Below are 24399 nucleotides of genomic sequence, written 5' to 3'. Positions count from 1 at the left end.
AAAACACGCTCTTCGCCAAATCCACGCCGATGGTTATAGTGCTCATGGAGACTTCCTCTTCGTAGTGACGGTTGTGTCGCAACACCATCATGGCCATCGAGGCCGAAAGGGAGGGGAAGTCTCTTTTTACTCGTTCAAGGCGGACGGCTTCGCCGCGTTCAAGGCGGACGGCTCCGCCGCCGCTCAACTCAAGCATTGGTCTGCGTCTATGGAGGGCAAAGCGCATGAAAGGATCACGTAAAGCTTCTCTACTGTTACCGTTTGCCTTGTTCGGCTGTATCAGTGCAGAAGCTTTCGCCGCGTCATCAAGCCCGCCCCGGGCAGACGTGCTACTTGGGTGCTACGCCCAAGAGGCAAATGGCCCTATTACCATCCGCATCAACAAGGAAAATGAGCATTACTCTCTTGTTTCTATCCAGAAGGACGGTAGCTCAAAAAAAACATTCACCCTGTATAGCCGCGAAGCGAAACCAGGCCAAGCAAAGGCCGCAGAGATGATTGATGCGCTGATCTCGGATGAATCAGGCGTTATTGCCGTACTCAAGTCAAAAAACGGCGTGCCTATAAACACCCAAGGTCCTGGTAGTGACTATTATTTCCATGCGCCTCAGGTCGGCGGGCCACTATACAAAAAGCCGTGTCCAGGGGCGCAGGACCACACCCCAACATGAACCGCCTCAGGCTCGGTGAAGGCCGTTTGGTTCAAGTCGCGCCGCCGCGGCAGCACAGACTTACTGGCGAAAACTGCACACCGCGCGACTTTCGTGTCATGCGACACGTCCACCACCCGAACCAAGTGTGATCTGACATGGCCACGCAAGCACGCCGCCACATGCCCGCACTTCTTGCCTTCTTCTCGCTGGCCTTTGCGACAGCACTGGTTGCTTACGAGAGTGCCCATGGCGGCGTGCAGAGTCACCACTTGCTGGATCGCCCTGATTTGCCTGCCATCTCGAACTGGTTCGGGTTGATCGTCCTGCCTTTGCTGGGCTGGTTGCTGGGCATCCGGCTTCGCAATCACCTGACTTCATCCACCAGGTTCGGCTTGCCTGCGGGCATCCGGGCTGGCCTTGCGTGTTCGTTGCTGTATGGCACGGCCATGGCAACATCTTTTGTGCTTGGCATATCCACCGTGACCTCGGGCCTGTTCTTCGGGTTGTTCCTGCTTGCGGTGGTGCTGCCGATTTACCGCATCGAATGCATTTTCGGATTCGTGGTCGGCATGGCTTTCGCGTTTGGTGCCGTGCTTCCGGCGCTGGTGGCCGTGGTGTTTGCGGCCATCTCGGCGCTGCTGCATGCCATCTTCAGAGCAACGATGTCCGCCATGCGATCCAGGCGCCAGGCACGGTCCAACGACGCGTCCAGACAGGTCCGCTGATACACGGCCCAGCGCTGGCGCCAGCGGCCATCAGATGAGTACGGCAAATCTTCGGCTCAACCGCATGCTCATGCTTCGCCTTCACAGGGAACATCGAAAAACTTCCGTCCCCCCTTCGATTCTCGACAGCCGAAGAGCATGAAAGACATCGGGCTGGCACGTGGCCAGCCCGATGCGGTGCTGCTTCCACGGCAAAAAGCTCAGGCCGAGCAACCCTTCCCGCGCGGGCCGTGATAGCCCTTGGCCTTGGCGTCGCTTTCCTTCATGTAATGGCCATGTTTGGTGCGGCCGTACCATTTGTCGCTTTGGCAGTGATAGACCTTGCTGCCGGCGTTGACCCAGACCATGCCCGGGCCACCTCCGGGCGCTGCGATGGCGGCGGGCTGGGTCCATGCCATCGAACGTTTGCCGGCGGGGGCAGCTTTCGCATGCCTGGCGGGTTCTGCGGGTGTTGCTGACGCATCCGGTGTCGCATCGACCTTGGCGGTCGCAGCGGGTGCATCCGCGCTGGCGTACCACGCCTTGACGCCCTGGTGCCCGCGGCATGCGCCGCGCTTGTGCGCCTGGGTGGTGTAACTGCCGTCCTTGCATTGTCCGGTGGCGCCGGCCGGCGTCGCGGCCTGTTGCGCATACGCACAGGGAACGGCCATCAGGGCGGCGGACAGAACGGTGATCAAACCGAGTGATTTCATTGTGACTTCTCCTCCATGGATTCCATGTCACGCGACGGTTGCGTCACGTTGCCCGCTGCCTGCAGGAAACGCGTAGCGGTGACGTTCCGTCACGCCATCCGGGCACCTGTCAGCACAGGTGCCCGCGGTGACCACTATGGGGAAAAGTGCGGCGACCGTCGAGTCGGTCGCCGCCTACGCTCAGGGCGCTGTTCCGCCTACCGGCTTGAGCTTGGATTTCGGACGGGCGATCGCGTACATCGACCAGCTGATTTGTTTCAGCAGGCCATTGCGATCGTCGCCGATGCGGTACAGGTCGAAGTGGGTACGTCCCGGGAAGAAGCGGATGTCGGACTTCGCATGCAAGCCGTCCAGCACCGCCTCGAGCTTGTGCGCGGCACCGTCCAGATAGAAGGTATCGGCAGTGCCCACGTACAGGTGGATCTTGCCGTCGAGATTCTTCTTCAACTCTGGCCAGTTGTGTTGCAGGCGATACGCGATGTCGTAGTGGTCGCGCCAATAGCTGACCACGGCGGGGTCGACGGCACCGGTGTCACGATTGAACATCTGTTCCGGTCGGCCCCCCTTGCCCTTGGGCGAGAACACCCACTCGAACGAGGCCAACTGGCCGCCGTACGGTCCCAGCACGCGCTCGAGCTTGGCGAACTGCTGGAACGTGGCCAGCACCCTGCCCTTGTTGCGCACCAGCGGGTACGGCGTGCCGTCCGGCTTGTAGTAGACGTTGGCGTTCGGCGCGTACAGATCCACGCCGGTGAAGTCGTGGAAGTCACTGGGATCGGGCGAGGTGGACCAAGTGCCGCCGAAGATCTTCGGGTAGCGCGTCTGCAGCCACAGCGTGGCCCAACCGCCCGAGGAATGGCCTTGCAGGAAGCGGCCGTCGGCATCGGCGTCCATGCGGTAGGTGGATTCCAGGTGCGGGATCAGCTCGGTGGTCAGCGCATGGCCCCACGGACCGTTGTTCACCGAGTCGGCGAACTCGTGCGTCCCGGTGGGGCTGGACTCGTCCAGGAACACCCAGATCATCGGCGGCATGTCGCCCTTGGCCATCGCCGCGTAGACGTTTGCCAGGGTACCGATCACGCGGTCGTTGTTACCGCCGAAGCCCTGCGTGTAATACACCACCGGCCAGGTCTTCTTCGACTTGGCGTCGTAGTTCGGCGGCAGCAGCACGCGACCGCGCATATAGATTGGACGACCCCAGAACGCGCTGAGCGACGGGCTATCGAAATCGATCAGCCGCGCATGCTGGCGCGCCACCAGCAAGGCCTTGCGCAAGGCGTCGGGCGCCCGGCTGCTGAGTACCCACGGGTCATGCGCGGGCAGCGTCTTGTCCAGGTCCAGCGTGGGGATCGACGAGGCCGGCAGGTGCATCTTCACCACGCTGCTGATCAAATCGCCCGCACCGCGGCCGGTATAGTTGTAGTCGTGATTGACGTCCAGCACGGCCTGCACGTAGTAGTCGCCCGGCGGCAGGCTCGACCAGCCCGCGGGAAACGCGGTGTGGTCGGCATCGATGTCGATGACTTGCCCCGGCACCAGCCGACTCACTTCGCGCGCGGCGACGGATGTCTGCGTGGGAAAGAACGGGCTGGTGTCGACGTCGTCCACCTTGCCGTCCTTGGTCGCCGCTTCGGCGTCCTTGGCATCGATCGCGAACAGCAGCAGGCGGCCGGAGGTCGCCGTGGTCTCATGCGCGCCCAGCTGGATGTGGAAAAAATCGTGGTTCGGCGTGGTGACCGGCGCAGCAGCTGGCTGCCGCGCGACGGCATTGCCGCCCAGCAACAGCCCGCAGCCGAGCAGCGCGGCGAAGATATGTTGGTGACGCATGTGCGACTCCCCTTGGGTGAAATGATCTACCTGCAACGTCTGTGGATACGTTGTTTTGCCTTGATGACACCCGTTCGCCCTGAGCGCAGGCCGTAGGTCGAAGTCGAAGGGCATGCCAGAGCGGCCCAGCCGCCATTGATTGCGCTTCGACTCCGCCCGCTGCGCGGGCTACGCTCAGCGCGAACGGTTGGAGGCCGAGTGGTCTCAAGCAAGTGTCGTTCGAATCAATGCCCTCCCGTGTCCGCACTCGCCTTGACCGGCACCGGCCGCAGATCCTGGAAATCGAAGCTGAAATCGGTACGTGGCGAGACCGGCTTGATGCGCATCTCGCGCACATGGCCATCATCGTCCAGCGCGAAATTGACGAAAGCATCGGCGTCGAGCGAGCGGTCGTCCCAGCGCACGATGAAGGTGTCGTGCTGCCATGGCGTCATCGTGCCGATCAGCTGCTTGGTCTTGCTGAAGCGCATGCGCAGCTTGCCGTTCTGGTCGGTGATGACGATGTCGCCGTACCACGGGTCACGATAGGTGCCGGCGTACTGCGCCAGCGGCAGCGACGGCTTGCTGTGCTTGTCGCGCGCGGCCTCGTGCTTGGCCCAGCTAGTGTCGGCGTTGGCATTGAACTGCTTCACCGCCTTGTCGTACACCGCGACCCAATCGGTCTTCTTGCCGGGATTCATGTAGGCGTCGAGCACGCGATAGGTGATGGCGTTGAACGCTGCGCCGGACTGCTGGTTGGTCAGCACCACCACGCCCAGGTGCAGCTTCGGCACCATCGTCACGCGCGAAACGAAGCCCGGCCAGCCGCCGGTGTGCCAGACCAGTTTCTGGCCCTGGTAGGTGCTGAGGAACCAGCCCTCGCCGTAGCCGTAGTACTCCGGCGTGAGCGGGGCCAGCTCGGGGATCGACGGCTTGTGGATCGGGATCGGCGTGAGCATCGACCACATCTCGTGGTGGCTCTTCTCGGAGAACAGTTGCTTGCCATCCGGCAGCTTGCCGCCGGCGAGTTGCACATTCATCCACTTGGCCAGGTCGTGCACGCTGGCGTAGATGCCGCCGGCGCCCGGATCGTTGAGCCAGGCCATCGGCGGCACCGGCTTGATGTCCTTGAAGTTGTACGGCGCGTGACCGGTGGCCACGTCCATGCCGGGCTTGAGGTAGGTGCAGTCGATCAGCGACTCGTCCATGCCCACCGGCTTGAAGATGTGGTCGCGCACGAAGTTGGCGTAGCTTTCGCCGGAGACCTTCTCGATCACCAGCGTGGCCACCGCGAACAGGATGTTGTCGTAGGCGTAGTGTCCGCGGAAGCTGTTCTTGATCGGCACCTTCGCCAACCGCTCCACCACGTCCTTGGTGGTGTAGCTGGTCGGCGGCCAGTACAGCAGATCGCCCGCGCCCAGGCTCAGGCCGCTGCGATGCGCCAGCAGGTCGCGAACGCGCATTTCGTGGGTCACGTAGCTGTTGGACATGCGGAACCACGGCAGGTAATCGATCACCCGCGCGTCCATGTCCAGCTTGCCCTCGTCGGCCAGCATCTGCAGCGAGGCGGCGGTGAAGGCCTTGGTGTTGGAGGCGATCGCGAACGACGTGTTCGCATCCACCTTGGTCGGCTTGCCGATCTCGCGCACGCCAAAGCCCTGCTCCATCACCACCTTGCCATCCTTGACGATGGCCACCGCCACGCCCGGCACCTTGAAGGTTTTCAGGGTGTTGTCGACATAGGCGGTGAAATCCTGCAACTGCGCCGGCAGCGCCGCTTGCGTGACCGCCGAAGCGCTGGTCGGCGAGGCCGCCGGTGCTGTCTGGGCGCTCGCTGCGGCGGCAAAGGCGAACAACGCGCTGCACACGGCCAGGCGCAGGGAGAGGGAACGCTGGGACATCGTCGGCTCCAGTGGATACGAATCCGCCCACTATCGCGGCAAAATCGCCGCGAGGCCAGCGCTGGAAGTCACGCCCGATGCCACTCCCAGAAAAACGAGTTACTCGGGAGGCCAAGGCGGAACGACCGCGGGCAAGTGCGCAATCGCGAGGCCACCCCACGTGCGTGCAATTTCTTGCGATACGGAATCTGGCTCGTGAGGCCTCCGCACCATCCGTTAAGCTGTCCGCCTGTCCATTGCCGGCCGCCCCCATGCGCTCCTGGAAACCGCTGCTTGTCGTTGTCATTCTCGCGCTGGCGTTCATCTGGCAGCGGGAGGGGACACATACGACCGCCCCGAACACGCCGAGCGCTACGGCCACCGCCGCGGGAGACACCGGCCTGCCCGCTTTCCTGCCGCCGGAGGCACGCCAGACACTGGCACTGATCGCTCGCGGCGGCCCGTTCCCGCACCATCAGGACGGGGTGGTGTTCGGCAATTACGAGGGCCTGCTGCCAAAGCAGCCGCGCGGTTACTACCACGAGTACACCGTGGAAACCCCGGGGGCACGCACCCGTGGCACCCGCCGCATCATCACCGGCGGCACACCGCCGATGGTCTACTACTACACTGACGACCACTACCGCAGCTTCCGCCGCTTCAGCTGGCACCCATGAACACGCACGACGCCGAACTGAACCTTTCCCGCCCCGCCCACAGCGGCGTGTATTTCGTGGACGAGGACGACCTGGACAGCATGGCCGCCGCCGCGGTGCGTGAAGAGCTCAGCGTGATCCGTGTGGATCTTGCCCATTGCCATGGCAAGGCCGACCTGCTCCGGCGCATGGCAACCGCGCTGCCGCTGCCGGCCGACTTCGGCCACAACTGGGATGCCCTGGCCGACTGCCTGCGCGACCCGGTGTGGCAGGACGCCTGGGGCCATGCGCTGCTGTTTGGCCATGCCGCCGACCTGCGCCGTGCCGACGGTCTCGAATTCGACATCTTGCTCGGCATCCTCGACGACGCCGCCACCTTCGCGCTGGAACACGAGCGGCCGTTCTTCGCCTTCCTCGCCCTGCCCGACACCGACCACTCCGATACCCAGGCCTGACCGTGCATTTCCTCACCTTCGAACTCGACCGCGATTACGTCGAACTCAACCAGCTGCTGAAACTGACCGGCCTGTGCGACAGCGGCGGCGCCGGCAAGGCCATTGTCGCCAGCGGCGACGTGAGCGTGGATGGCCAGGTGGAACTGCGCAAGACCTGCAAGATTCACGCAGGCCAGGTGGTACGGATCGAGGATGTGGAGATTCACGTGGTGGCGCTCGACACCGCCAACGACTGAGCGGCGCGTTCCGAAGCACGGCGTACACCGCCCGGCGCCCAGGGCCGTCGAGAAGTTCATCCTCTCCCCGCCATGAACGTTCAAAGCCCTGGCAGGAGCCCGCTCGCGGGCGATGCTCTTGCCATGGTGGACAGAGAGAAACTCAAAACAACGGCATCGCCCGCGAGCGGGCTCCTACAAAAGATCGTCAAACCTTCTGGGCGAACGATGGGCAGTTCGGGCCGAGCGTAGCGCCGCAGGCGCGAAGTCGAAGCCACGCCGCCACCTCAATCCCCCTCAGGCAACGCCTCCAGCCGGCGATCCAGCGCGTCCTCGTCAGGAAGCCGCAGCAGGAATTCGCTTTCCAGCACGTGCCGCAACTCGGCGACACTGCGCAACGTGCGCCGCTCCGGCTCGGCACCCAGCCGGCGCACGGTGAACTCGCGGTCACACAGGCTCAGGCGCCGGTCCGATGCCGTTCGATCCACGATCAGGAGATTCACGAAGTGCGATTGCGGATGGGTCGAAACGTAGTGGTTGGCCACCTCGTAATCGATCGGCGGATGCGGCCGCAGATCGAAGCGGTACAAGGGCAACCACGCGCCGCGCACGCAGCCTTGCATGACCCATTCGTCGCCGTGCTGCAGCAGGCGGAATGGCTCCAGCGCGGTGGGTTGTTCGATATCGGGTTGCAGACGCAACGCGCCCGCCAGCGCCAGCGCGCCGAAACCCACGTCGGCCAGCCAGCTTTCGCCATCCAGCGTGATCTGCAACAACATGTGGGTCTGCGCGGTGATCGCATCCTCGGGCCGATTCCACAGCACCCGGGCAATCAAGGTCTGCACCTCGAAACCGATCGCGCGCAAGGCAGCGGCAAACAGCCCGTTCTGCTCGAAGCAATAACCGCCACGGCCACCCTGCACCAGCTTGCGTTCCAGCGCATCGACCGACAACAGCACCGGCATGCCAAGCCACGGGTTGAGGTTCTCGAAGGGCAACGCCGCGACATGGGCCACGGCCAACCCGCGCAGCGTTTGCACGTCGACGGCCGGCGTCGGGTGATAGCCGATGCGTCGCAGATAGGCGTTCAGGTCGAAATCGTCGCTCATGGCATTTTTGACAGGCGGGACTATCACGATACCACCGGCCTCCCGCGCCCGGCCTGGCATCGATCAGGTAACCGGGCAAACCGATGCAGCGAATCAACAGGTACCCACCGCTGCGGAGTTTCGCCATGCGTCATCGTCCCCTCGCCCACCTCGTTGCCTTGGTGCTCCTGGCCGGGCTTGCCGCCTGCAGCGCCAGCGCCGCGGAGCGCCCGGTACCCGCACCCACTCTCGATGCCCCCAAGCTGACGACACCCCAGGGCGACCGCACCGCCGTGTTCGCCGGCGGCTGCTTCTGGGGCATGCAGGCCGTGTTCGAGCACGTGCGCGGCGTGCGCCATGTCTGGGCCGGCTACACCGGTGGCAGTGCGGCGACCGCGAACTACGCCGATGTCAGTGACGGCGATACCGGCCATGCCGAGTCGATCGAGCTGCGTTTCGACCCGTCGGTGGTCAGTTACGGCCAGTTGTTGCAGGTGTATTTCGCCGTGGCCCACGATCCCACCGAACTCAACCGGCAAGGTCCGGACAGCGGCACGCAATATCGCTCGGAAATCTTCTACGCAAACCCGATGCAGCAACGCGTCGCTGACGCCTACATCGCCCAGCTCACTGCCGCGAAGGTGTTCGCGGCGCCCATCGTCACCCGGGTGGCCCCATTGCACACGTTCTACATGGGCGAGGCCTATCACCAGAATTACGTGCAACTGCACCCGAACAACCTGTACGTCGCGATCAACGATGCGCCGAAACTCACCCAGTTGAAGCGCACCTTCCCGACGCTGTACCAGGAAACTCCGACCCTGGTCGACGTGCAGTTGCACTGACGGCTTTTCCACAGTGGGCCGGGCGTGGCACGCGCTGCCCCGGTCCTGGCCACTCGAGCGGGAGAAAACTCGGCAGACGAGCCGACTTCGCGGCTCCGGCCGCGCGTTTGCGCACGGGTGGAAGTTGGCCCTGATCGCACGGCTTGCTAAGGTGAGCGCCATACTCGCGATCACCGCTGACGCGGTTGCCAAGGAACTGCGCATACCACGATGACTCCCGCTCCGATCCGGCGCCTGCGCGCCCAGCTGCAACGCTTCCACCATGTCGTGCGCGGCCGGCACTGGTTCCCCCACGTGCCGTTGGCACTGCTGCTGGGGCTGGCGGGCCTGTCGCTGCTGCGTGCCGAGCTGGGTACGCACTGGCACGATTACGCCCAGCTACTGGTGCTCAACGCTTCGCACCTGCAGCCGAAGATGCTGCCATCGCTGCTGATCGGCGGCGGCATGCTGACCATGGCGCTGGGCCTGTTGTGGCGTTCGCGGCTGGCCTGGACCATGGCGCTGCTGCTGGAAATCGTCGGCACCTTCAGCCTGGTGATCGGCCAGCACAGCCATCACGACCATGTCCTGCTGGCGTATTTCGTCTTCGTGCTGGTGGCCTTGCTGTTCTCCTGGCGGCAGTTCGACCGCACCAGCGTCGCCGCCAGCACCTTGTTCGCACTGACCTCGGTGGCGATGCTGCTGATGTACGCCACCTTCGGCGCGTACTATCTGGGCATGGATTTCAAGCCGCAGATCACTGACCTGGTCACGGCGCTGTACTTTTCCATGGTCACCATGAGCACGGTGGGTTACGGCGATATCACGCCGCAAACCTCCGAAGCCAAATTGTTCACCGTCTCGGTGATCGTGCTGGGCGTGGCGGTGTTCGCCACGTCGTTGACCGCGGTGATCGCGCCGATGGTCAGCCGCAGTCTGCAACGCATCGTCAATCGCAAGGGTTCGCGCATGAAACGTGAAAACCATTTCGTGGTGATCGGCAATACCTCGCTGGCCATCAACACCTGGCACGAGCTGGCCCGTCGCGGTCGCCCGGTCACCCGCCTGCTGCGCGAGGCACCGGAAGAAGGCGAGCTGAAGGACACCGATTACGTGGTGGGCGACCCCAGCAGCACCGAGATCCTGCGCGAGGCCGGCGCGCATCGCGCCGAAGCGGTGTTGGCGATGCTGGCCGACGATTCGGAAAACGCCTTCGTGGTGCTGGCGGTGAAAGAACTGGAAGGCCACGCGCGCACGGTCGCCGCGGTCAACGATGCGCGCCATCTCAGCCGCGTGAAGCTGGTGCAACCTGACGTGGTGATCGCCCCGCAAGTGCTCGGCGGCGAACTGCTGGCCATGCTGTTGTCCGGCGAACAGGTGACGCCGGACTTCGTGATGCAGCGCGTGTTCCAGCAGGTATCCGAACCCGCCAAGCCGAGCTGACGTTCAGCTCGCCGGCGCGCTCGGCACCACCACCATCCATGACACGCCGAAACGGTCTTCCAGCATGCCGAAGCTGCTGGCGAAGAAGCTCGGCCCCAGCGGCATCTGGACTTGCCCGCCTTCAGCGAGGGCGTCGAAGCGTCGCCGTGCATCGGCGTCACTTGTCGCAGTCAGCGACAAGGCCACGCCCTTGAACTGCGGCTGGCCGCTGCACATGCCGTCGGACATCATCAGCTGGGTCGAGCCCAACTGGATGCAAGCGTGCATGACCTTGTCCGCCGGCGGCTTCGTGCCGCCAGGGCAGCTGCCGTCCGGGCCGTCGCCGTAGCGCAACCGCATCAGCACTTCGGCATCCAGCGCCTGCCGATAGAAGTCGATGGCCTCATCGCAGCGGCCTTCGAAGAAAAGGTAGGGATTGATGTGCATGGGACGTCTTCCTTTGTCGTGGGCAATGGATTCCGGCATGGGATATCCATGGTCACGACGAACCAGCCGGCCCGAAATCGACACGTCGCAACCTGCGCCATCACCCCCGACGAATGGCGCATGTCCCTGCCACGGCCGGCGCCGCCTGCTACTGTTGGAAACGACTTGCCACACGCGCTGAACGGACGACAGCCCAAACGTCGCCGCCTGCCAAGGGGACCCACATCCATGCACACCCACCCATCACGCCGCACCGCTGCGCACGCACTTTTGCCGCTGGCCGCACTGCTCACGCTCGGCCTCGCCACTGCCGCGCAGGCAACCACGCCCGAACAGGCACGCTGGCAGCGCGAGTCGCAGGCCGTCACCATCACCCGCGATGACTGGGGCATTGCCCACGTACACGGCAAGACCGATGCCGACGCAGTGTTCGGCATGGCCTACGCGCAAGCCGAGGACGACTTCAACCGGGTCGAGACCAACTACCTCAACGCCATGGGGCGGCTGGCCGAAACCGAGGGCCGGTCGGCAATCTGGCGCGATCTGCGCATGAAGCTGTTCATCGACCCGGTGGTACTGAAACAGAAGTACGCGCAAAGCCCGGCGTGGCTGAAAAAGCTGATGGACGCCTGGGCCGATGGCCTCAACGATTACCTGGCCACCCACCCGGACGTGCGCCCGCGCGTGATCCATCACTTCGAATCGTGGATGGCGCTGTCCTTCAGCGAAGGCAGCATCGGTGGCGATATCGAGCGCGTATCGCTGAAGCAACTGGCGGTTTTCTACGGTGACGAGCACCCGGCCCTCGCACAAGTGAATCCGCCGAGCTGGGCCGAACCCACCGGTTCCAACGGCATCGCCATCGCACCGAAGCTCAGCACGGACGGACACGCGCTGCTGCTGATCAATCCGCATACCTCGTTTTATTTCCGCTCCGAGTTGCAGATGTCCAGCAACGAGGGGCTAGACGCCTACGGCGCGGTGACCTGGGGCCAGTTCTTCGTCTACCAGGGCTTCAACCAGCACATCGGCTGGATGCATACCTCCACCGGCATGGATGCGGTGGATGAATTCGCCGAGACCATCGTGCACAAGGGCGGCAAGCTGTTCTATCGCTACGGTGACAAGCTACTGCCGGTAACCGAACGCACGATTGTCGTGCCTTACCGAGCCACCGATGGCACGATGACATCGCGCAGCTTTACCGCTTACTTCACCAAGCACGGCCCGATCGTGCGCAAGGCCGACGGCAAGTGGATCGCCACCACGCTGATGAATCGTCCGATGCGCGCACTGGAACAGAGCTGGCTGCGTACCAAGGCGCATGACTACGCCAGCTACATGAAAGTCGCCGAGCTCAAGGCCAACTCGTCCAACAACACGCTGTTCGCCGACGACAAGGGCGAGATCGCCTTCCTGATGCCGCAATTCGTGCCCAAACGCGACAACCGCTTCGATTACACCAAGCCGGTCGACGGCAGCAATCCGGCCACCGACTGGCACGGCCTCACCCCGCTGGACCAGTTGCCGCAAGCGGTGAATCCGCCCAACGGCTGGGCGATGAACACCAACGACTGGCCGTATTCGGCCGCCGGCAAGTACAGCCCGAAAAAGGCCGACTTTCCGCGCTACATTGATACCTTCGGCGAGAATCCGCGCGGCATCCACGCCACGCAGATGCTTACCGACGCCAGCGGCTTCAGTCTGCCCAAGCTGATCACCACGGCATTCGATTCAAACTTGCCCGCCTTCGCACGGCTGATCCCGATCCTGCTGCACGACTACGACGCGCTGCCCGCCAGCGATCCGCAACACGTGAAGCTGGCCGGGCCGATCGAACTGTTGCGCCACTGGGACGATCGCTGGGGCATCGCCTCCATGCCCACGTCGCTGGCAGTGTTCTGGGGCGACACGTTGTGGAACGAGACCTACGCCAAGGCCAAGGCACTCGACGTTTCGCCGTACGACTACATGGCCGGCGCCGCCGGTGCGCAAGAGCGATTGCATGCGCTGGACGAAGCCGTTGATCGGCTGGTCCACGACTTCGGAAGCTGGGGCGTGGCGTGGGGGCAGATCAACCGTTTCCAGCGCCTGGACGATGCCATCGCATCGCATTTCGACGACAGCAAGCCCAGCATTCCGGTGCCATTCGTGTCGTCGCGCTGGGGTTCACTGGCCTCGTTCGGCGCGCACCGCTGGCCGGGCACCAAGCGTTACTACGGCACCAGTGGCAACAGCTTCGTCGCGGTGGTCGAATTCGGCCCCAAGGTGAGCGCCCGCGCGATCACCGCCGGCGGCGAAAGCGGCCATCCCGATTCGAAGCACTTCGACGACGAGGCCGAGCGCTACACCACCGGCAACCTGCGCACGGTGTACTTCTGGCCGGACCAGCTGAAAGGCCACACCGAGCGGGTTTACCACCCGGGCGAATAAGTCACGCCAGAGCTCGTGAAACACCGCCATCAGTTTCAATGGTAGGAGCGCACCCTGTGCGCGAATGCTCTTGCCCGGTCGAAACCAAGAGCAATTCGCGCACAGGGTGCGCTCCTACATGGCTGAACCTGTCGTCGCTTCAGCCGCGCGCTGGAATCGCCAGCCCGCGCTGCACCGCCGGCCGCGCCAGGCCACGCTCAAGCCATGCGGCCACATTGGCGTAGCGGTCGAACTGCACCAGCTCGCGCGCCTCGTAGAAGGTGATGAGGTTGTTCACCCAACCCAGCGTGGCGATGTCGGCGATGCCGTAGTCGGCGCCCATGATCCAGTCGCGGCCATCCAGCCGGCCATCCAGCACGCCGAGCAAGCGCTGCGACTCGGTGGCATAGCGCTGCAGCGGGCGCTTGTCCTCGTACGCCTTGCCAGCGAACTTGTTGAAGAAACCCACCTGCCCGAACATCGGCCCGATCGAGGCCATCTGGAAAAACACCCACTGGATCGTCTCCCAGCGACCGGCCGCATCGGATGGCATGAACTTGCCGCTCTTTTCGGCCAGGTACATCAGGATCGCGCCGGATTCGAACAGGCCCAGCGCTTTGCCATCCGGGCCGTCGGGGTCGATCATCGCGGGAATCTTGCCGTTGGGATTGAGTGCGAGGAACTCCGGCAGATGACTCTCGTCCTTCATGATGTCGACCAGATGCGCCTCGTAAGGCAAACCCGTCTCCTCCAGCATGATCGATGCCTTCACGCCATTGGGCGTGTTCAGCGAATACAGCTGGATACGATCGGGATGCGTCGCCGGCCAGCGACGGACGACGGGAAAATCGGCAAGCGTGGACATGGCAAATTCCTGCGGGGCAAGTGCATGAGAATGGAGTCCGCGGCGAACCGATTCAATACGCCACACGTGGCGAGGCCAACGATTTGTCCCACATCAGTGCAAGAACGGGACCGAACGCGGTAACTTGAAGCATTGGCAACGCCTGCAGCCGCCGTGGTGCCGGGAGTGGCGCAGGAACCGCAGCGCCACGTATCGCATCCCATGCGACAGCTACCTGTTCGCATGACCTTTTCCTCTTGCCTCGACGAAACGAAGGGCCCATGGTTTGAATTCCCCACGCCAAGACCGCACCCCCATGACGACGGCAGACGACCGACCACCGGCTTTCCCGCGCGGCATCAACCTGCACGGCGACGATCCGCAGGCCATGCGCCGGCAGCTGCGCGCGTATTTCACCAGCACGTTCGACCGCTACGAGTCGCTGTTCGAAACGCTGGCCTGCGATGCGGCGTATTACGAGCACGCCATCCCGTTGCGCCATCCGCTGATTTTCTACTTCGGCCACACCGCGACATTCTTCGTCAACAAGCTGCTGTTGACGCACCTGATCGACGAGCGCCTCGACCCGCGCATCGAATCGGTGTTCGCCGTCGGCGTGGACGAAATGAGCTGGGACGATCTCAACGAGGAGCGCTATGACTGGCCCAGCGTGGCCGAGGTCAAGGCGTATCGCGCCAAGGTGCGCGCGATGGTCACGCGGCTGATCGACGAAGCTCCGCTGTCGCTGCCGATCGACTGGAACCACCCATGGTGGGCGATCGTCATGGGTATCGAACACGAACGCATCCATCTGGAGACTTCGTCGGTGCTGATTCGCCAGCACAAGCTGGCCTACGTGAAGCCGCATCCGCATTGGCGCCCGTGCACCGAGGCCGGCGCCGCGCCCGACAACAGCCTGGTCAAGATACCGGCCGGCAGCGTCGTCCTGGGCAAGGACAAGAGCAGCCCGCGCTATGGCTGGGACAACGAATACGGCCGCCACGAAGCCGATGTCGCCGCGTTCCAGGCCAGTCGCCACTTGGTCAGCAATCAGGAATTCCTCACCTTCGTCGAGGCCGGCGGCTACAGCCATCCGGGTTATTGGGAAGACGAAGGCAAGGAGTGGCTCGACTTCACCCACGCCGAGCATCCGAGCTTCTGGGTGCCCGCATCGAACGGCTGGCGCCTGCGCCTGATGACCGAGGAAATTCCGATGCCATGGAACTGGCCGGTGGAGACCAACTACCACGAGGCCAAGGCCTTCTGCCGCTGGAAAGCCGCCAGCAGCGGCCAACCGGTGCGCCTGCCCACCGAGGATGAGTGGCAGCGCCTGCTCGACCACGCCGGGCAACGCGAGGTGGCCGATCGTGCCGATCACGCGAACCTGCAACTGGCCCACTTCGCCTCGTCCTGTCCGGTCGACCGCTTCGCGCACGGCGACTTCTTCGACCTCACCGGCAATGTCTGGCAGTGGACCGAAACGCCGATCTACCCGTTCGAGGGTTTCGACGTCCATCCGATCTACGACGACTTCACCACACCCACCTTCGACGGACGCCACAACCTGATGAAGGGTGGCTCGTGGATATCCTGCGGCAACGAAGCCGAGCCGGAATCGCGTTACGCATTTCGCCGGCACTTCTTCCAGCACGCCGGTTTTCGCTACGTCGTCTCCAAGGAATTGAAACACGTGCCAGGCTCACACTACGAAACCGACAAGCTGCTTTCCGAGTACGCCGAGTTCCATTACGGCGACAGCTATTTCGACGTGCCGAATTTCCCGAAGGCCCTGGTGGATCTGGCCATCGACGCACTCGGCGATACGCCTCGGCGCAAGGCGCTGGATCTTGGCTGCGCTTCCGGCCGCGCCACCTTCGAGCTGGCGCGGCACTTCGACCTCGTCACCGGCATCGATTTCTCGGCCCGCTTCATCGGCCAGGGCGTGGCGCTGGCACGTGGCGAAAGCCTGCGCTACACACTGGTCGACGAAGGCGAACTGGTGCAGTACAAGTCGCGCAGCCTCGCGGATTTGGATCTGCAGGACACCGCCGGCAAGGTCGAATTTTTCCAGGGCGATGCCTGCAACCTGAAGCCGCAGTTCACCGACTACGACTTCATCATGGCCGCCAACCTGATCGACCGGCTGTACCAGCCGGCACGCTTTCTCGAAAGCGTGCACGAACGCCTGAACCTCGGCGGCATGCTGATGATCGCCTCGCCCTACACCTGGCTGACCGAGCACACGCCGCGCGCAGACTGGCTGGGCGGCTTCAAGAAGGACGGTGAGAACTTCGGCACGCTGAACGGGCTGAAGGCCGTTCTCGGTGCGCACTTCGAACCGGTGGGCGAGCCATGCGACGTTCCGTTCGTGATCCGCGAAACCCGGCACAAGTTCCAGCACACGCTGTCCGAGGCGACCTTCTGGAAACGGGTGCGCTGAAGCCGTCCCGCCCCCAGCCGCACGCGCAAACCGCAACGAGACACTCCCTTGGCCCACGACTTCGACACCGTCATCGATCGCTCCGGCACCCACGCCACCAAGTTCGATGACCGCCAACGCTATTTCGGCACGGAAGACGTCGATCCGCTGTGGGTCGCCGACATGGATTTCGCCGCACCGGCTTGCGTGACGCAGGCGCTCGTGGCGCGCGCGCAACACCCGATCTACGGCTACACGCTCTACCCGGAAAGTCTGTATGAGGCCGTCATCCAGTGGTACGCACGACGCCACCACTGGAATATGCAACGCGAGTGGATGCTGGTGGGGCCGAGCGCCCTGCCCGCGCTGGCGGCGACCATGCAGGCCGTCACCAATCCCGGCGATGGCGTGATCATCCAGCCTCCGGTGTATACCGAGTTTGCAGCGATCATCCAGGCCAACCAGCGCCGCCCGATACTCAATCCACTGATCGAGACCGACGGTCACTACACCATGGATCTCGCGCAGCTGGAACACTGCGCCAGCCAGGGCGCGCGCATGCTGCTGCTGTGCAGCCCGCACAACCCGGTCGGCCGGGTCTGGCGTGCGGACGAATTGCATGAAGTCCTGCGGATTGCCCGGCGACACGATCTCACCGTGGTCTCGGACGACATCCACTGCGACCTGGTGTATTCCGGCGCGCGCCACACCATGCTCGGCAGCCTGGCGCAAGCGGGCGACAAGATCATCACCAGCATCTCGCCCGGCAAGACCTTCAACCTGCAGGGGCTCGGCCTGTCGGCGCTGGTCATTCCGCACGAAGCGCAGCGCACGGCCGTGGCACGCGTCTTTGCATCCATGCATCTGGACCAGTGCCATCCCTTCAGCATCACCGCCTTCGAAGCGGCCTATCGCGGAGGCGGCGAGTGGCTGGACGCGTTACTGGCCTACCTTGAAACCACGCGCGATTTCGTCGCCGATTACCTGCGCGCGCACATCCCGCAGATTCGCCTGGTTCGCCCCCAGGCGACCTATCTGCTGTGGCTGGACTGTCGTGGCCTGGGCATGAATGACGCCGCGTTGCGCGACTTCTTCATCAAGCAGGGCAAGGTCGGCATGAATCCGGGAGTGATCTACGGGGCCGGCGGAAGCGGCTTCATGCGCATGAACATCGGTGCGCCGCGTCAGCGCATTCGCGCTGCATTGGAATCGATCAAGGCCGCACTGATCGGCTGAACCGGCAAATGCGGCTTACAGCCCCGCCCCTTCCCCCCGTCGAACGGGCGGAAAAATTCCGGCAACCGGCGAATCAGACGCGCAGCCGCCTGACTTCAACACGCCGACAGCGCGTGCAATGTCGCCGGTCCGGCTCGGACCTTGCCCATCGATGTCCAACTATGCGGCACAACAGCCGCGTCACTCTGTAGCCCAGTTTCATCACACGCCCCCAACTGTCCGCTGGAAGGACGTGCCTTGTCCACCAGCGTCAGTGACACCACGAGCCAGCGCACCCGGCCAGCCCGAAACGAAATCAACATAATGTGAATTCTATCGCGGTTCAATTTTTTTAAAAGTGGCAGAGAGGCATGTTTTTAGTCTTGACTTTACTGCCTCGTGGATATCGCCGGCCCGCCAACCGACCGAAGCCATGACCGAGCCTCCGACTCCCAGACAGCAAAAAGCCTGACACATGCATGTGTCAGGCTCTGGACAAATCAGCTGCCGTCGATTCGAGGCCGGACAAGCACCAGTGGCCTCTGGTCAAGACACCGCAGCAACGCTGTCTGCGCTACCGGCAGCGGGCGACGGCAGTCAGCGTCATTTGCTGGCCGTTTCCGAACACTGGCCCGGCGCGCAATCGAAGTCCACCTCGCTCCCGCGCCCGACGATCACCGGCACGTTCAGGTGCTTCATCACGGCATGGCCGTCTTCCTTCAGCGTCACCGTGTAATTGCCGACCGGAAGCTCCCTGATGGAATAGCGACCATTGGAATCCACCTTGACCTGACGATGGGCCCCGGTGGTGGTGCTGCGCGCCGCAACGGCATAACCCATCGGCGCCTTGCCGAAGACCTTGCCCGCGGTGGCCTGTGCGTTAACCACGCTGGCTCCCGTCATGGCAAAGCCACCGACAACAAGCGCCAGCAGCAGGCTGCGGCCGTGGCGGCGCGAAGACGAATGATTCGAGAAGATGCTGTTCATGGGATGGCTCGCTTCTTGTGATTATTGATGTGGGGCATGGGCTTGCCATGGGGAATGGCAGTCAGCTCATGGGGACGCGGGATGCTTCTGACCGAATGTCCGACTTCGGATCGAGCGTCTGCAACACGCAACGCCCGCACCCCTGTCTCCCGCGACAAGAACCTGACGTCGGGAGATGCTGCGCAGACTACCCACTGGACATGACACGTCGAAGAGCCAGAGGTCATGGGGGCGCCAAAGGTCATGGCCACCCGAGCCAGGAAGCAGGCTTTGACGCAACACGCCCCACGCATGAGGCAGCGTCGCTCGATCATCCCGTCCGGAATGAATCGGGCGCTGTCCGGGTCTCGGGTTCCGGATGACGGCCGCGCCATCGTCGCCGCGCGAAAAGCCTCAACCAGGGACCCAAGTGGAAGACGCTCATCCATCCGTACATCAGCACCATGCCGTCGAGTGGCGCTGCCCCCTGCGCAACCGGACAAGACATGTTCATCGGGCCGCCGCCGAGGAAGCCGGCCAGGCATGCCATCAGGGCAAAGGTCGGCGCAGCCGCCAACCCGATCCCATGCGCAGCGCGACGAAATGCCGGATCGAAACGCCCACGCCCGGCTGCCACACGAGGACGTGTGTCGACCGACGTTTCCGCCGCCTCACCCTTTCCTAGGAGCGCCACAGCGGCGCCGTCGCGACGGGGTTCAACGCTGGTCGTACTTGTCATGGTGCCGCCACCAGACGCCGTTTTCATCGCGCCCGCGTGGCGCCCGATCGAGCCACGGGTACATGCCCCAAAGCGCGTCCAGCCCGCGCGCATAGGTGGAATACGTGTGATAGACGATGCCGTCTTCCAGCGCGAATGCACTCATGCCTGGCATCTCGCGCAGATAGGTGGCCACACCCGTCTGCGTCATCGCCGCGATCTGTCCGACGAAACCGTCCGCACCGGCTTTCAGCGCCGGCCTCACGTCCATCGACTGGTAGTTGTAATCCACCGGCCCCTTGCGCAGTTGTTCTTCGCTGAACGCGACGTTGAAGTCGAAGCCGAACTCCCCATCGGGTGCCGATGCCCATGGAAAGGTCCAGCCCATCCTCTGCTGAAACGCCTGCAGCTTCGCCAGCGGCGCCCGCGACACCGCGGTGAATGCCACGTCGTGGTTTTCAAGATGGACGACGGAACCGCTGAAGCCATCCGCGATGGCCGAGCAGGAAGGGCAACCGGCCGCGTAGTCGGGGCCGAACATGAAGTGATAAACCAGCAACTGCGAGCGCCCGCGAAAAAGATCCGCCAGCGACACGCTGCCCTGCCCGGTCTCGAACCGATACGCCTTGTCGACCCGTACCCACGGCAGTGCCTGCCGCTGGCGCGCCAGCGCATCGCTGTGTCGCGTCAGTGCTTTCTCCGCGCCCAGCAACTCGAGACGCGCCGCCAGCCACTCTTCGCGTGTTCCCGTCTTGCGTGTGTTCATCGCTTCTCTCCTTCGCCGATTCAGGCTGCCACCGGTTCGTTGCGTGCGTAACCATCCAGTTGATTGCGCAAGGCGGCATCGAACGCCGGCCGCGCCTCGCAACGCTCGACGTAGGCCACCAGCGACGGGAACCGGGCCAGCAAGTTCGTGTGGCGGATGAACCGCAACACGGTGGTCATGAGGATGTCGGCCGCCGTGAAACGACCGAGCAGGTAATCGCGATCCGCGAGACATTCGGACAGCGCCGCCAATCGGTGATTCACCTCGTCGACAACGGCGGGTCGCCGCAGCGGCACCCAAGCCTCTTCGCCGTGCAGCACATCCATCACGAACAAATTCCACAACGGCGGCTCGACGGTATTGAGTGCCGTAAACATCCAGCCAAGCGTTTCCGCGCGTCGGTCGGCAGGCATCAGCGCCTCACACTGCTCGGCAATCGCATGGACGATGGCGCCCGACTCGATCATGGCCCCGTCAGCGGATTCGAGAACCGGCACCATGCCGAAAGGATGCTTGTGTCGGTAGTCCCCGGAGTTTCGCTCCCCGGTGTCGATGCAGCGGCTTTCATAGGCAAGCCCGGCCTCTTCCAGCGCCCAGCGTACGCGCAGGTCTCGCACCAGCCCCTGGGCGACGGGTGGCACCCAGCTGAATCCCCACACAGTGATCTTTTTCATGTCGTCTTTCCTCGCGTTGGCATCTCGTCCGTGCCCGTTGCCGCCGGCACGTGGGCGGGTGATCGTGGGATAGACTGCGACCGGGCCATCAAAGGGTGGGAGTGACAACTTTGGCGGGATTCAACAAGGTTCGCTGACATGAGCTCGATCGAGTGGACGCCCTGATCACCGCCGCGGCGCGTGCGCTTGCAGCGGGCGATCCGCTCGGCGCATTGAAACGGGTCGCCTTGCGCGACGACGCGCCGGCGCTGGCACTGCGCGGCATCGCGATGGCCCAGCTCGGCGATTTCGCGCGGGCAAAGGCATTGCTGCGCCGCGCCGTGCGCGCCTTCGGCCCGCACGAAGCGTTGGCCCGCGCGCGCTGTGCCGTCGCCGAAGCCGAGATCGCGCTTGTTTCGCGCGAACTGGGCCAGTCGGCCAAGGCGCTGGATATCGCACGAGCCACGCTGGAAGCACACGGCGACCGGGTGAACGCCGCGTACGCGGGCTACCTGCAGGCCCGGCGCCTGCTGCTGATCGGGCACCTGGACGAGGCCGAGCGCACGCTCGCCGAACTCGATGTGACCGTGCTGCCACCGGCATCGCAGGCCTCCTGCGAGCTGGTCGTTGCCGGCCTGGCCATGCGCCGACTGCACGCAGCGGCGGCGCGCAGTGCACTGGCCCGGGCCGAACAGGCAGTGCAACGGGCGGGCATTCCGGCACTGACGGCGGAAGTCCAAAACACCTTCCGCGCGCTTGAGCGTCCCTGCGCGCGACTGGTCACACGCGGCGATGAGCGACCGCTTCGACTCGATGAAGTCGAAACCTTGCTGGCCTCCTCTGCCTTCGTCGTGGATGCATGCCGCCACGTGCTGCGCGATGCACGCTCGACGGTTTCGCTGGAACGGCGCCCGGTGTTGTTCGCGCTCGCCCGAGCCCTGGCCGAAGCGTGGCCCGGCGATGTGCCGCGGGCCGCCCTGATCGAGCGCGCCTTCCGCACGAAACATGCCGACGAAACACATCGCGCGCGCCTGCGCGTCGAAGTGGGACGCTTGCGCACGCTGCTTCGCGCGACGGCCGATATCAGTGCGACCCGGCACGGCTTCACGCTGGTACCGCGCCACGCAAGCGACGTTGTCGTGCTGGCCCGGCCGGTCGACGATGCGCATGCCGCCGTGCTGGCCTTGCTCGCCGACGGGGAAGCCTGGTCAAGTTCGGCGCTGGCGCTGGCGCTCGGCACCAGTCAACGCAGCGTGCAGCGTGCGCTGGAGGCCCTGGCGACCGCCAACAAGGTGGACTCGTTCGGCCGTGGTCGGGCACGCCGCTGGATCACGCCGCCCGTGCCGGGATTCCCGACAAGCTTGTTACTCCGCGCCCCCTTCCCCGGCAGCTAGGATGGACGCATGAAACGATCAGACGCCGAAATCATCAGCGAGTACGGTCCCTTTGCAGGCGTCGACAGCGTGGGTGGCGTCACCTACGACGGCGAGCAGGTGTGGTTTGCCGGCGGCGACACGCTCGCGTCCTTCGACCCGGCCGGATCGGAGGCATCGCGCAGCATCGATGTCACCGCGCATGCGGGCACGGCCTTCGACGGTCACCACCTGTTCCAGATCGCCGAAAATCGCATTCGGAAGATCGACCCGGCCAGCGGCCGTGTGCTCGCCACCATCCCGGCACCGGGTGCTGGCGGCGACTCCGGACTGGCATGGGCCGAGGGTACGCTCTGGGTCGGCCAGTACCGCGAGCGCAAGATCCATCAGGTCAACCCCGACACCGGCGCGGTGCTTCGCACCATCACCTGCGACCGGTTCGTCACCGGCGTCACCTGGGTCGACGGCGAGCTTTGGCACGGCACCTGGGAGGGCGACGAGAGCGATGTGCGGCGCATCGACCCCGCCACGGGCGAAGTGCTCGAAAGCCTGCAGATGCCGGTTGGCGTGGGTGTGTCGGGGCTCGAATCCGACGGCGGCGACCGCTTCTTCTGCGGCGGCGGCAGCAGCGGCAAGATCACCGCCATCCGCCGGCCAAAAAGCCGGACCGGCTCACCCTGAGGCGCATCGCGTCCAGACGATTGCTCCGTTGGCGAGCCGTGAGGCACACGCCGGGGCTTTGCCCCTGACTCGACTTCCCCCTCATGTCGATCTGCGTATCCCTCATTCGTCGTAGAGAATGAAGAGCACGTCCCCTGAACCAGGAGAGTCGACATGGTCCGCAAGAACACGATCTGCCTCTGGTATGACGGCACCGCGCTGGACGCCGCCACCTTCTACGCCGAAACCTTCCAGGAGAGCAGCGTGGACGCCGTCCACCGCGCCCCCGGCGACTACCCCGCCGGCAAGCAGGGCGACGTGCTGACCGTGGAATTCACGGTCATGGGCATTCCCTGTCTTGGCCTGAATGGAGGCCCGGGCGTACCGCACACCGATGCGTTCTCGTTCCAGGTGGCCACGGAAGACCAGGCCGAAACCGATCGCCTGTGGAACGCGATCATCGACCACGGCGGCCACGCCGTTCAATGCGGCTGGTGCAAGGACCGGTGGGGCCTGTCCTGGCAAATCACCCCGCGCGTACTGAGCAACGCCATCACCCATCCCGACCCCGCAGCGGCCAAACGCGCCTTCGACGCCATGATGGGGATGACCAAGATCGACATCGCCGCGATCGAGGCCGCGCTGCGCGGATAGCCGTGCTTGACCGGCTGCGACTTGAGGTGGCGTGGAACCATCGGGGCGAAAGTACGCCCCGGCTTCCATGGCATGCCTTTCCGCGCCGAGCTTCGCCCCGACTCGGCCAGAATCGAACGCGTACATCCCGCGCCATCCTGCCTTCCCATGGCATGGTGCCACTCTCCGGAGCTTTCGCATGATCCCCACCATCACCGCTTTTGAAAGTTCGCCCGACCGCGGCCAGGGACTCGCGCGCGACATGCGCGTGCGCTGGGCGCTGGAAGAAGTAGGCCAACCGTACGATGTCCGCCTGCTGTCGTTCAGCGCGATGAAGGAACCCGCGCATCGTGCCCTGCATCCCTTCGGCCAGATTCCCACCTACGAGGAAGGCGATCTCGTCCTGTTCGAGTCCGGCGCCATCGTGTTGCATATCGCGCAGCACCACGCCGGTTTGCTGCCGGACGATGCCAATGCCCGGGCGAGGGCAATCGCCTGGATGTTTGCCGCGCTCAACACAGTCGAATCGCCCATTCTTGAATTGCAGACCGCCAAGTTCCAGGAGGGCGACAAACCCTGGGCAGCGCAACGCCTGCCACTGGTGCTGGACCGTATCCGCCACCGGTTGGGCGATCTTTCCACGCGCCTCGGCGAAGCCGACTGGCTCGATGGCGCATTCAGCGCCGGCGATCTGATGATGGTCGGCGTACTGCTCCGCCTGAAAGCATCCGGCCTGCTGGACGAATACCCGAACCTCGCCGCCTATGTCGCCCGTGCCAAAGCACGCCCCGCCTTCAAGCGGGCTTTCGACGCGCAGTGGGCGGTGTTCGCGGGCACGGGCTGAAGTACCGACAGGCCTGCTGCAGCCTGCAGGCCA

At 64.2% G+C, this 24399-nt stretch carries 24 protein-coding genes; 14 read left to right on the top strand and 10 right to left on the bottom strand.

Features of this window, described 5'->3' with window-relative positions; translation table 11 throughout:
• Positions 1 to 226: hypothetical protein (locus BMY90_RS17360; RefSeq protein ID WP_217638587.1), on the bottom strand; the 226-nt coding region annotated here is incomplete at its 3' end.
• Between BMY90_RS17360 and BMY90_RS17115 the strand changes: the two genes are divergently transcribed.
• Positions 225 to 671 (top strand): hypothetical protein, encoded by a 447-nt coding sequence (locus BMY90_RS17115; RefSeq protein ID WP_139201781.1) that lies wholly within the window; start codon positions 225 to 227, stop codon positions 669 to 671. The genes BMY90_RS17360 and BMY90_RS17115 overlap by 2 nt on opposite strands.
• Positions 672 to 808: 137 nt before the next feature.
• The gene (locus BMY90_RS17295; protein ID WP_217638586.1) at positions 809 to 1378 is read left to right on the top strand and encodes a hypothetical protein; all 570 of its coding nucleotides are present in this window, start codon (positions 809 to 811) and stop codon (positions 1376 to 1378) included.
• A 200-nt stretch (positions 1379 to 1578) separates the two neighbouring features.
• On the opposite strand, the gene BMY90_RS16170 is transcribed toward BMY90_RS17295, so the two are convergent.
• From BMY90_RS16170 to BMY90_RS16160, 3 genes are all read right to left on the bottom strand, one after another.
• Entirely contained in the window at positions 1579 to 2070 is a 492-nt protein-coding gene (locus BMY90_RS16170; RefSeq protein ID WP_092705212.1) for a DUF3761 domain-containing protein, read from the bottom strand.
• Between the two features lie 180 nt (positions 2071 to 2250).
• A complete protein-coding gene (locus tag BMY90_RS16165) occupies positions 2251 to 3897 on the bottom strand; it encodes an alpha/beta hydrolase (RefSeq protein ID WP_092705211.1) in 1647 nt (548 codons plus the stop codon).
• A 224-nt stretch (positions 3898 to 4121) separates the two neighbouring features.
• Positions 4122 to 5777 carry a serine hydrolase gene (locus tag BMY90_RS16160; protein WP_092705210.1) on the bottom strand — a complete coding sequence of 552 codons (1656 nt, stop codon included), beginning with the start codon at positions 5775 to 5777 and terminating at the stop codon, positions 4122 to 4124.
• A gap of 251 nt (positions 5778 to 6028) precedes the next feature.
• Between BMY90_RS16160 and BMY90_RS16155 the strand changes: the two genes are divergently transcribed.
• From BMY90_RS16155 to BMY90_RS16145, 3 genes are read left to right on the top strand one after another with little or no spacing between them, the layout of a single operon-like run.
• Complete coding sequence (locus BMY90_RS16155; protein ID WP_092705209.1) at positions 6029 to 6433, top strand: guanyl-specific ribonuclease; 405 nt, start codon at positions 6029 to 6031, stop codon at positions 6431 to 6433.
• On the top strand, positions 6430 to 6867 hold the full coding sequence (locus BMY90_RS16150) for a barstar family protein (protein ID WP_092705208.1): 438 nt from the start codon (positions 6430 to 6432) through the stop codon (positions 6865 to 6867). The genes BMY90_RS16155 and BMY90_RS16150 overlap by 4 nt, the downstream gene beginning before the upstream one ends.
• 2 nt (positions 6868 to 6869) lie before the next feature.
• Positions 6870 to 7103: an RNA-binding S4 domain-containing protein gene (locus tag BMY90_RS16145; RefSeq protein ID WP_008208942.1), complete on the top strand. Its 234-nt coding sequence runs from the start codon at positions 6870 to 6872 to the stop codon at positions 7101 to 7103.
• A 266-nt stretch (positions 7104 to 7369) separates the two neighbouring features.
• Here the strand turns inward: BMY90_RS16145 and BMY90_RS16140 are convergent, their stop codons facing one another.
• Positions 7370 to 8191, bottom strand: a complete 822-nt coding sequence (locus tag BMY90_RS16140; protein WP_092705207.1) for an arylamine N-acetyltransferase family protein — start codon at positions 8189 to 8191, stop codon at positions 7370 to 7372.
• Positions 8192 to 8316: 125 nt separating this feature from the next.
• Between BMY90_RS16140 and msrA the strand changes: the two genes are divergently transcribed.
• Both msrA and kch read left to right on the top strand, forming a co-directional pair.
• Positions 8317 to 9015 carry a peptide-methionine (S)-S-oxide reductase MsrA gene (msrA, locus tag BMY90_RS16135; protein ID WP_092705206.1) on the top strand — a complete coding sequence of 233 codons (699 nt, stop codon included), beginning with the start codon at positions 8317 to 8319 and terminating at the stop codon, positions 9013 to 9015.
• 210 nt (positions 9016 to 9225) lie between these two features.
• Entirely contained in the window at positions 9226 to 10437 is a 1212-nt protein-coding gene (kch, locus tag BMY90_RS16130; protein ID WP_092705205.1) for a voltage-gated potassium channel protein, read from the top strand.
• Positions 10438 to 10440: 3 nt separating this feature from the next.
• Here kch and BMY90_RS16125 read toward each other — a convergent pair whose 3' ends face one another.
• Positions 10441 to 10863 (bottom strand): VOC family protein, encoded by a 423-nt coding sequence (locus BMY90_RS16125; RefSeq protein WP_092705204.1) that lies wholly within the window; start codon positions 10861 to 10863, stop codon positions 10441 to 10443.
• Between the two features lie 228 nt (positions 10864 to 11091).
• Here BMY90_RS16125 and BMY90_RS16120 point away from each other — a divergent pair, with 228 nt between their 5' ends.
• On the top strand, positions 11092 to 13296 hold the full coding sequence (locus BMY90_RS16120; RefSeq protein ID WP_092705203.1) for a penicillin acylase family protein: 2205 nt from the start codon (positions 11092 to 11094) through the stop codon (positions 13294 to 13296).
• A gap of 139 nt (positions 13297 to 13435) precedes the next feature.
• Here BMY90_RS16120 and BMY90_RS16115 read toward each other — a convergent pair whose 3' ends face one another.
• Positions 13436 to 14140, bottom strand: a complete 705-nt coding sequence (locus BMY90_RS16115; RefSeq protein ID WP_092705202.1) for a glutathione S-transferase N-terminal domain-containing protein — start codon at positions 14138 to 14140, stop codon at positions 13436 to 13438.
• Between the two features lie 295 nt (positions 14141 to 14435).
• Here BMY90_RS16115 and ovoA point away from each other — a divergent pair, with 295 nt between their 5' ends.
• Together ovoA and BMY90_RS16105 are read left to right on the top strand one after the other, a co-directional pair.
• Positions 14436 to 16559: a 5-histidylcysteine sulfoxide synthase gene (gene ovoA / locus BMY90_RS16110; protein ID WP_092705201.1), complete on the top strand. Its 2124-nt coding sequence runs from the start codon at positions 14436 to 14438 to the stop codon at positions 16557 to 16559.
• 48 nt (positions 16560 to 16607) lie between these two features.
• On the top strand, positions 16608 to 17774 hold the full coding sequence (locus tag BMY90_RS16105) for a MalY/PatB family protein (RefSeq protein WP_092705200.1): 1167 nt from the start codon (positions 16608 to 16610) through the stop codon (positions 17772 to 17774).
• Between the two features lie 582 nt (positions 17775 to 18356).
• Here BMY90_RS16105 and BMY90_RS16100 read toward each other — a convergent pair.
• The 3 genes from BMY90_RS16100 to BMY90_RS16085 all read right to left on the bottom strand — a co-directional run bounded on the left by BMY90_RS16100 (position 18357) and on the right by BMY90_RS16085 (position 20877).
• On the bottom strand, positions 18357 to 18740 hold the full coding sequence (locus tag BMY90_RS16100; RefSeq protein ID WP_092705199.1) for a carboxypeptidase-like regulatory domain-containing protein: 384 nt from the start codon (positions 18738 to 18740) through the stop codon (positions 18357 to 18359).
• Positions 18741 to 19435: 695 nt separating this feature from the next.
• Positions 19436 to 20203 carry a DUF899 domain-containing protein gene (locus BMY90_RS16090; protein WP_092705198.1) on the bottom strand — a complete coding sequence of 256 codons (768 nt, stop codon included), beginning with the start codon at positions 20201 to 20203 and terminating at the stop codon, positions 19436 to 19438.
• A gap of 20 nt (positions 20204 to 20223) precedes the next feature.
• A complete protein-coding gene (locus BMY90_RS16085; protein ID WP_008208965.1) occupies positions 20224 to 20877 on the bottom strand; it encodes a glutathione S-transferase family protein in 654 nt (217 codons plus the stop codon).
• A gap of 152 nt (positions 20878 to 21029) precedes the next feature.
• Here BMY90_RS16085 and BMY90_RS16080 point away from each other — a divergent pair, with 152 nt between their 5' ends.
• The 4 genes from BMY90_RS16080 to BMY90_RS16065 all read left to right on the top strand — a co-directional run bounded on the left by BMY90_RS16080 (position 21030) and on the right by BMY90_RS16065 (position 24366).
• The gene (locus BMY90_RS16080; RefSeq protein ID WP_092705197.1) at positions 21030 to 22250 is read left to right on the top strand and encodes a tetratricopeptide repeat protein; all 1221 of its coding nucleotides are present in this window, start codon (positions 21030 to 21032) and stop codon (positions 22248 to 22250) included.
• Positions 22251 to 22259: 9 nt separating this feature from the next.
• The gene (locus BMY90_RS16075) at positions 22260 to 22910 is read left to right on the top strand and encodes a Vgb family protein (RefSeq protein WP_092705196.1); all 651 of its coding nucleotides are present in this window, start codon (positions 22260 to 22262) and stop codon (positions 22908 to 22910) included.
• Between the two features lie 153 nt (positions 22911 to 23063).
• Positions 23064 to 23543 (top strand): VOC family protein, encoded by a 480-nt coding sequence (locus tag BMY90_RS16070; protein ID WP_092705195.1) that lies wholly within the window; start codon positions 23064 to 23066, stop codon positions 23541 to 23543.
• Between the two features lie 178 nt (positions 23544 to 23721).
• The gene (locus BMY90_RS16065; RefSeq protein ID WP_092705194.1) at positions 23722 to 24366 is read left to right on the top strand and encodes a glutathione S-transferase family protein; all 645 of its coding nucleotides are present in this window, start codon (positions 23722 to 23724) and stop codon (positions 24364 to 24366) included.
• Positions 24367 to 24399: the final 33 nt, after the last annotated feature.

It is taken from the genome of Rhodanobacter glycinis (genome assembly GCF_900114325.1).
GTDB classification, from domain to species: Bacteria; Pseudomonadota; Gammaproteobacteria; order Xanthomonadales; family Rhodanobacteraceae; genus Rhodanobacter_A; species Rhodanobacter_A glycinis.
This window is presented reverse-complemented; position numbering and strand designations above follow the sequence as displayed.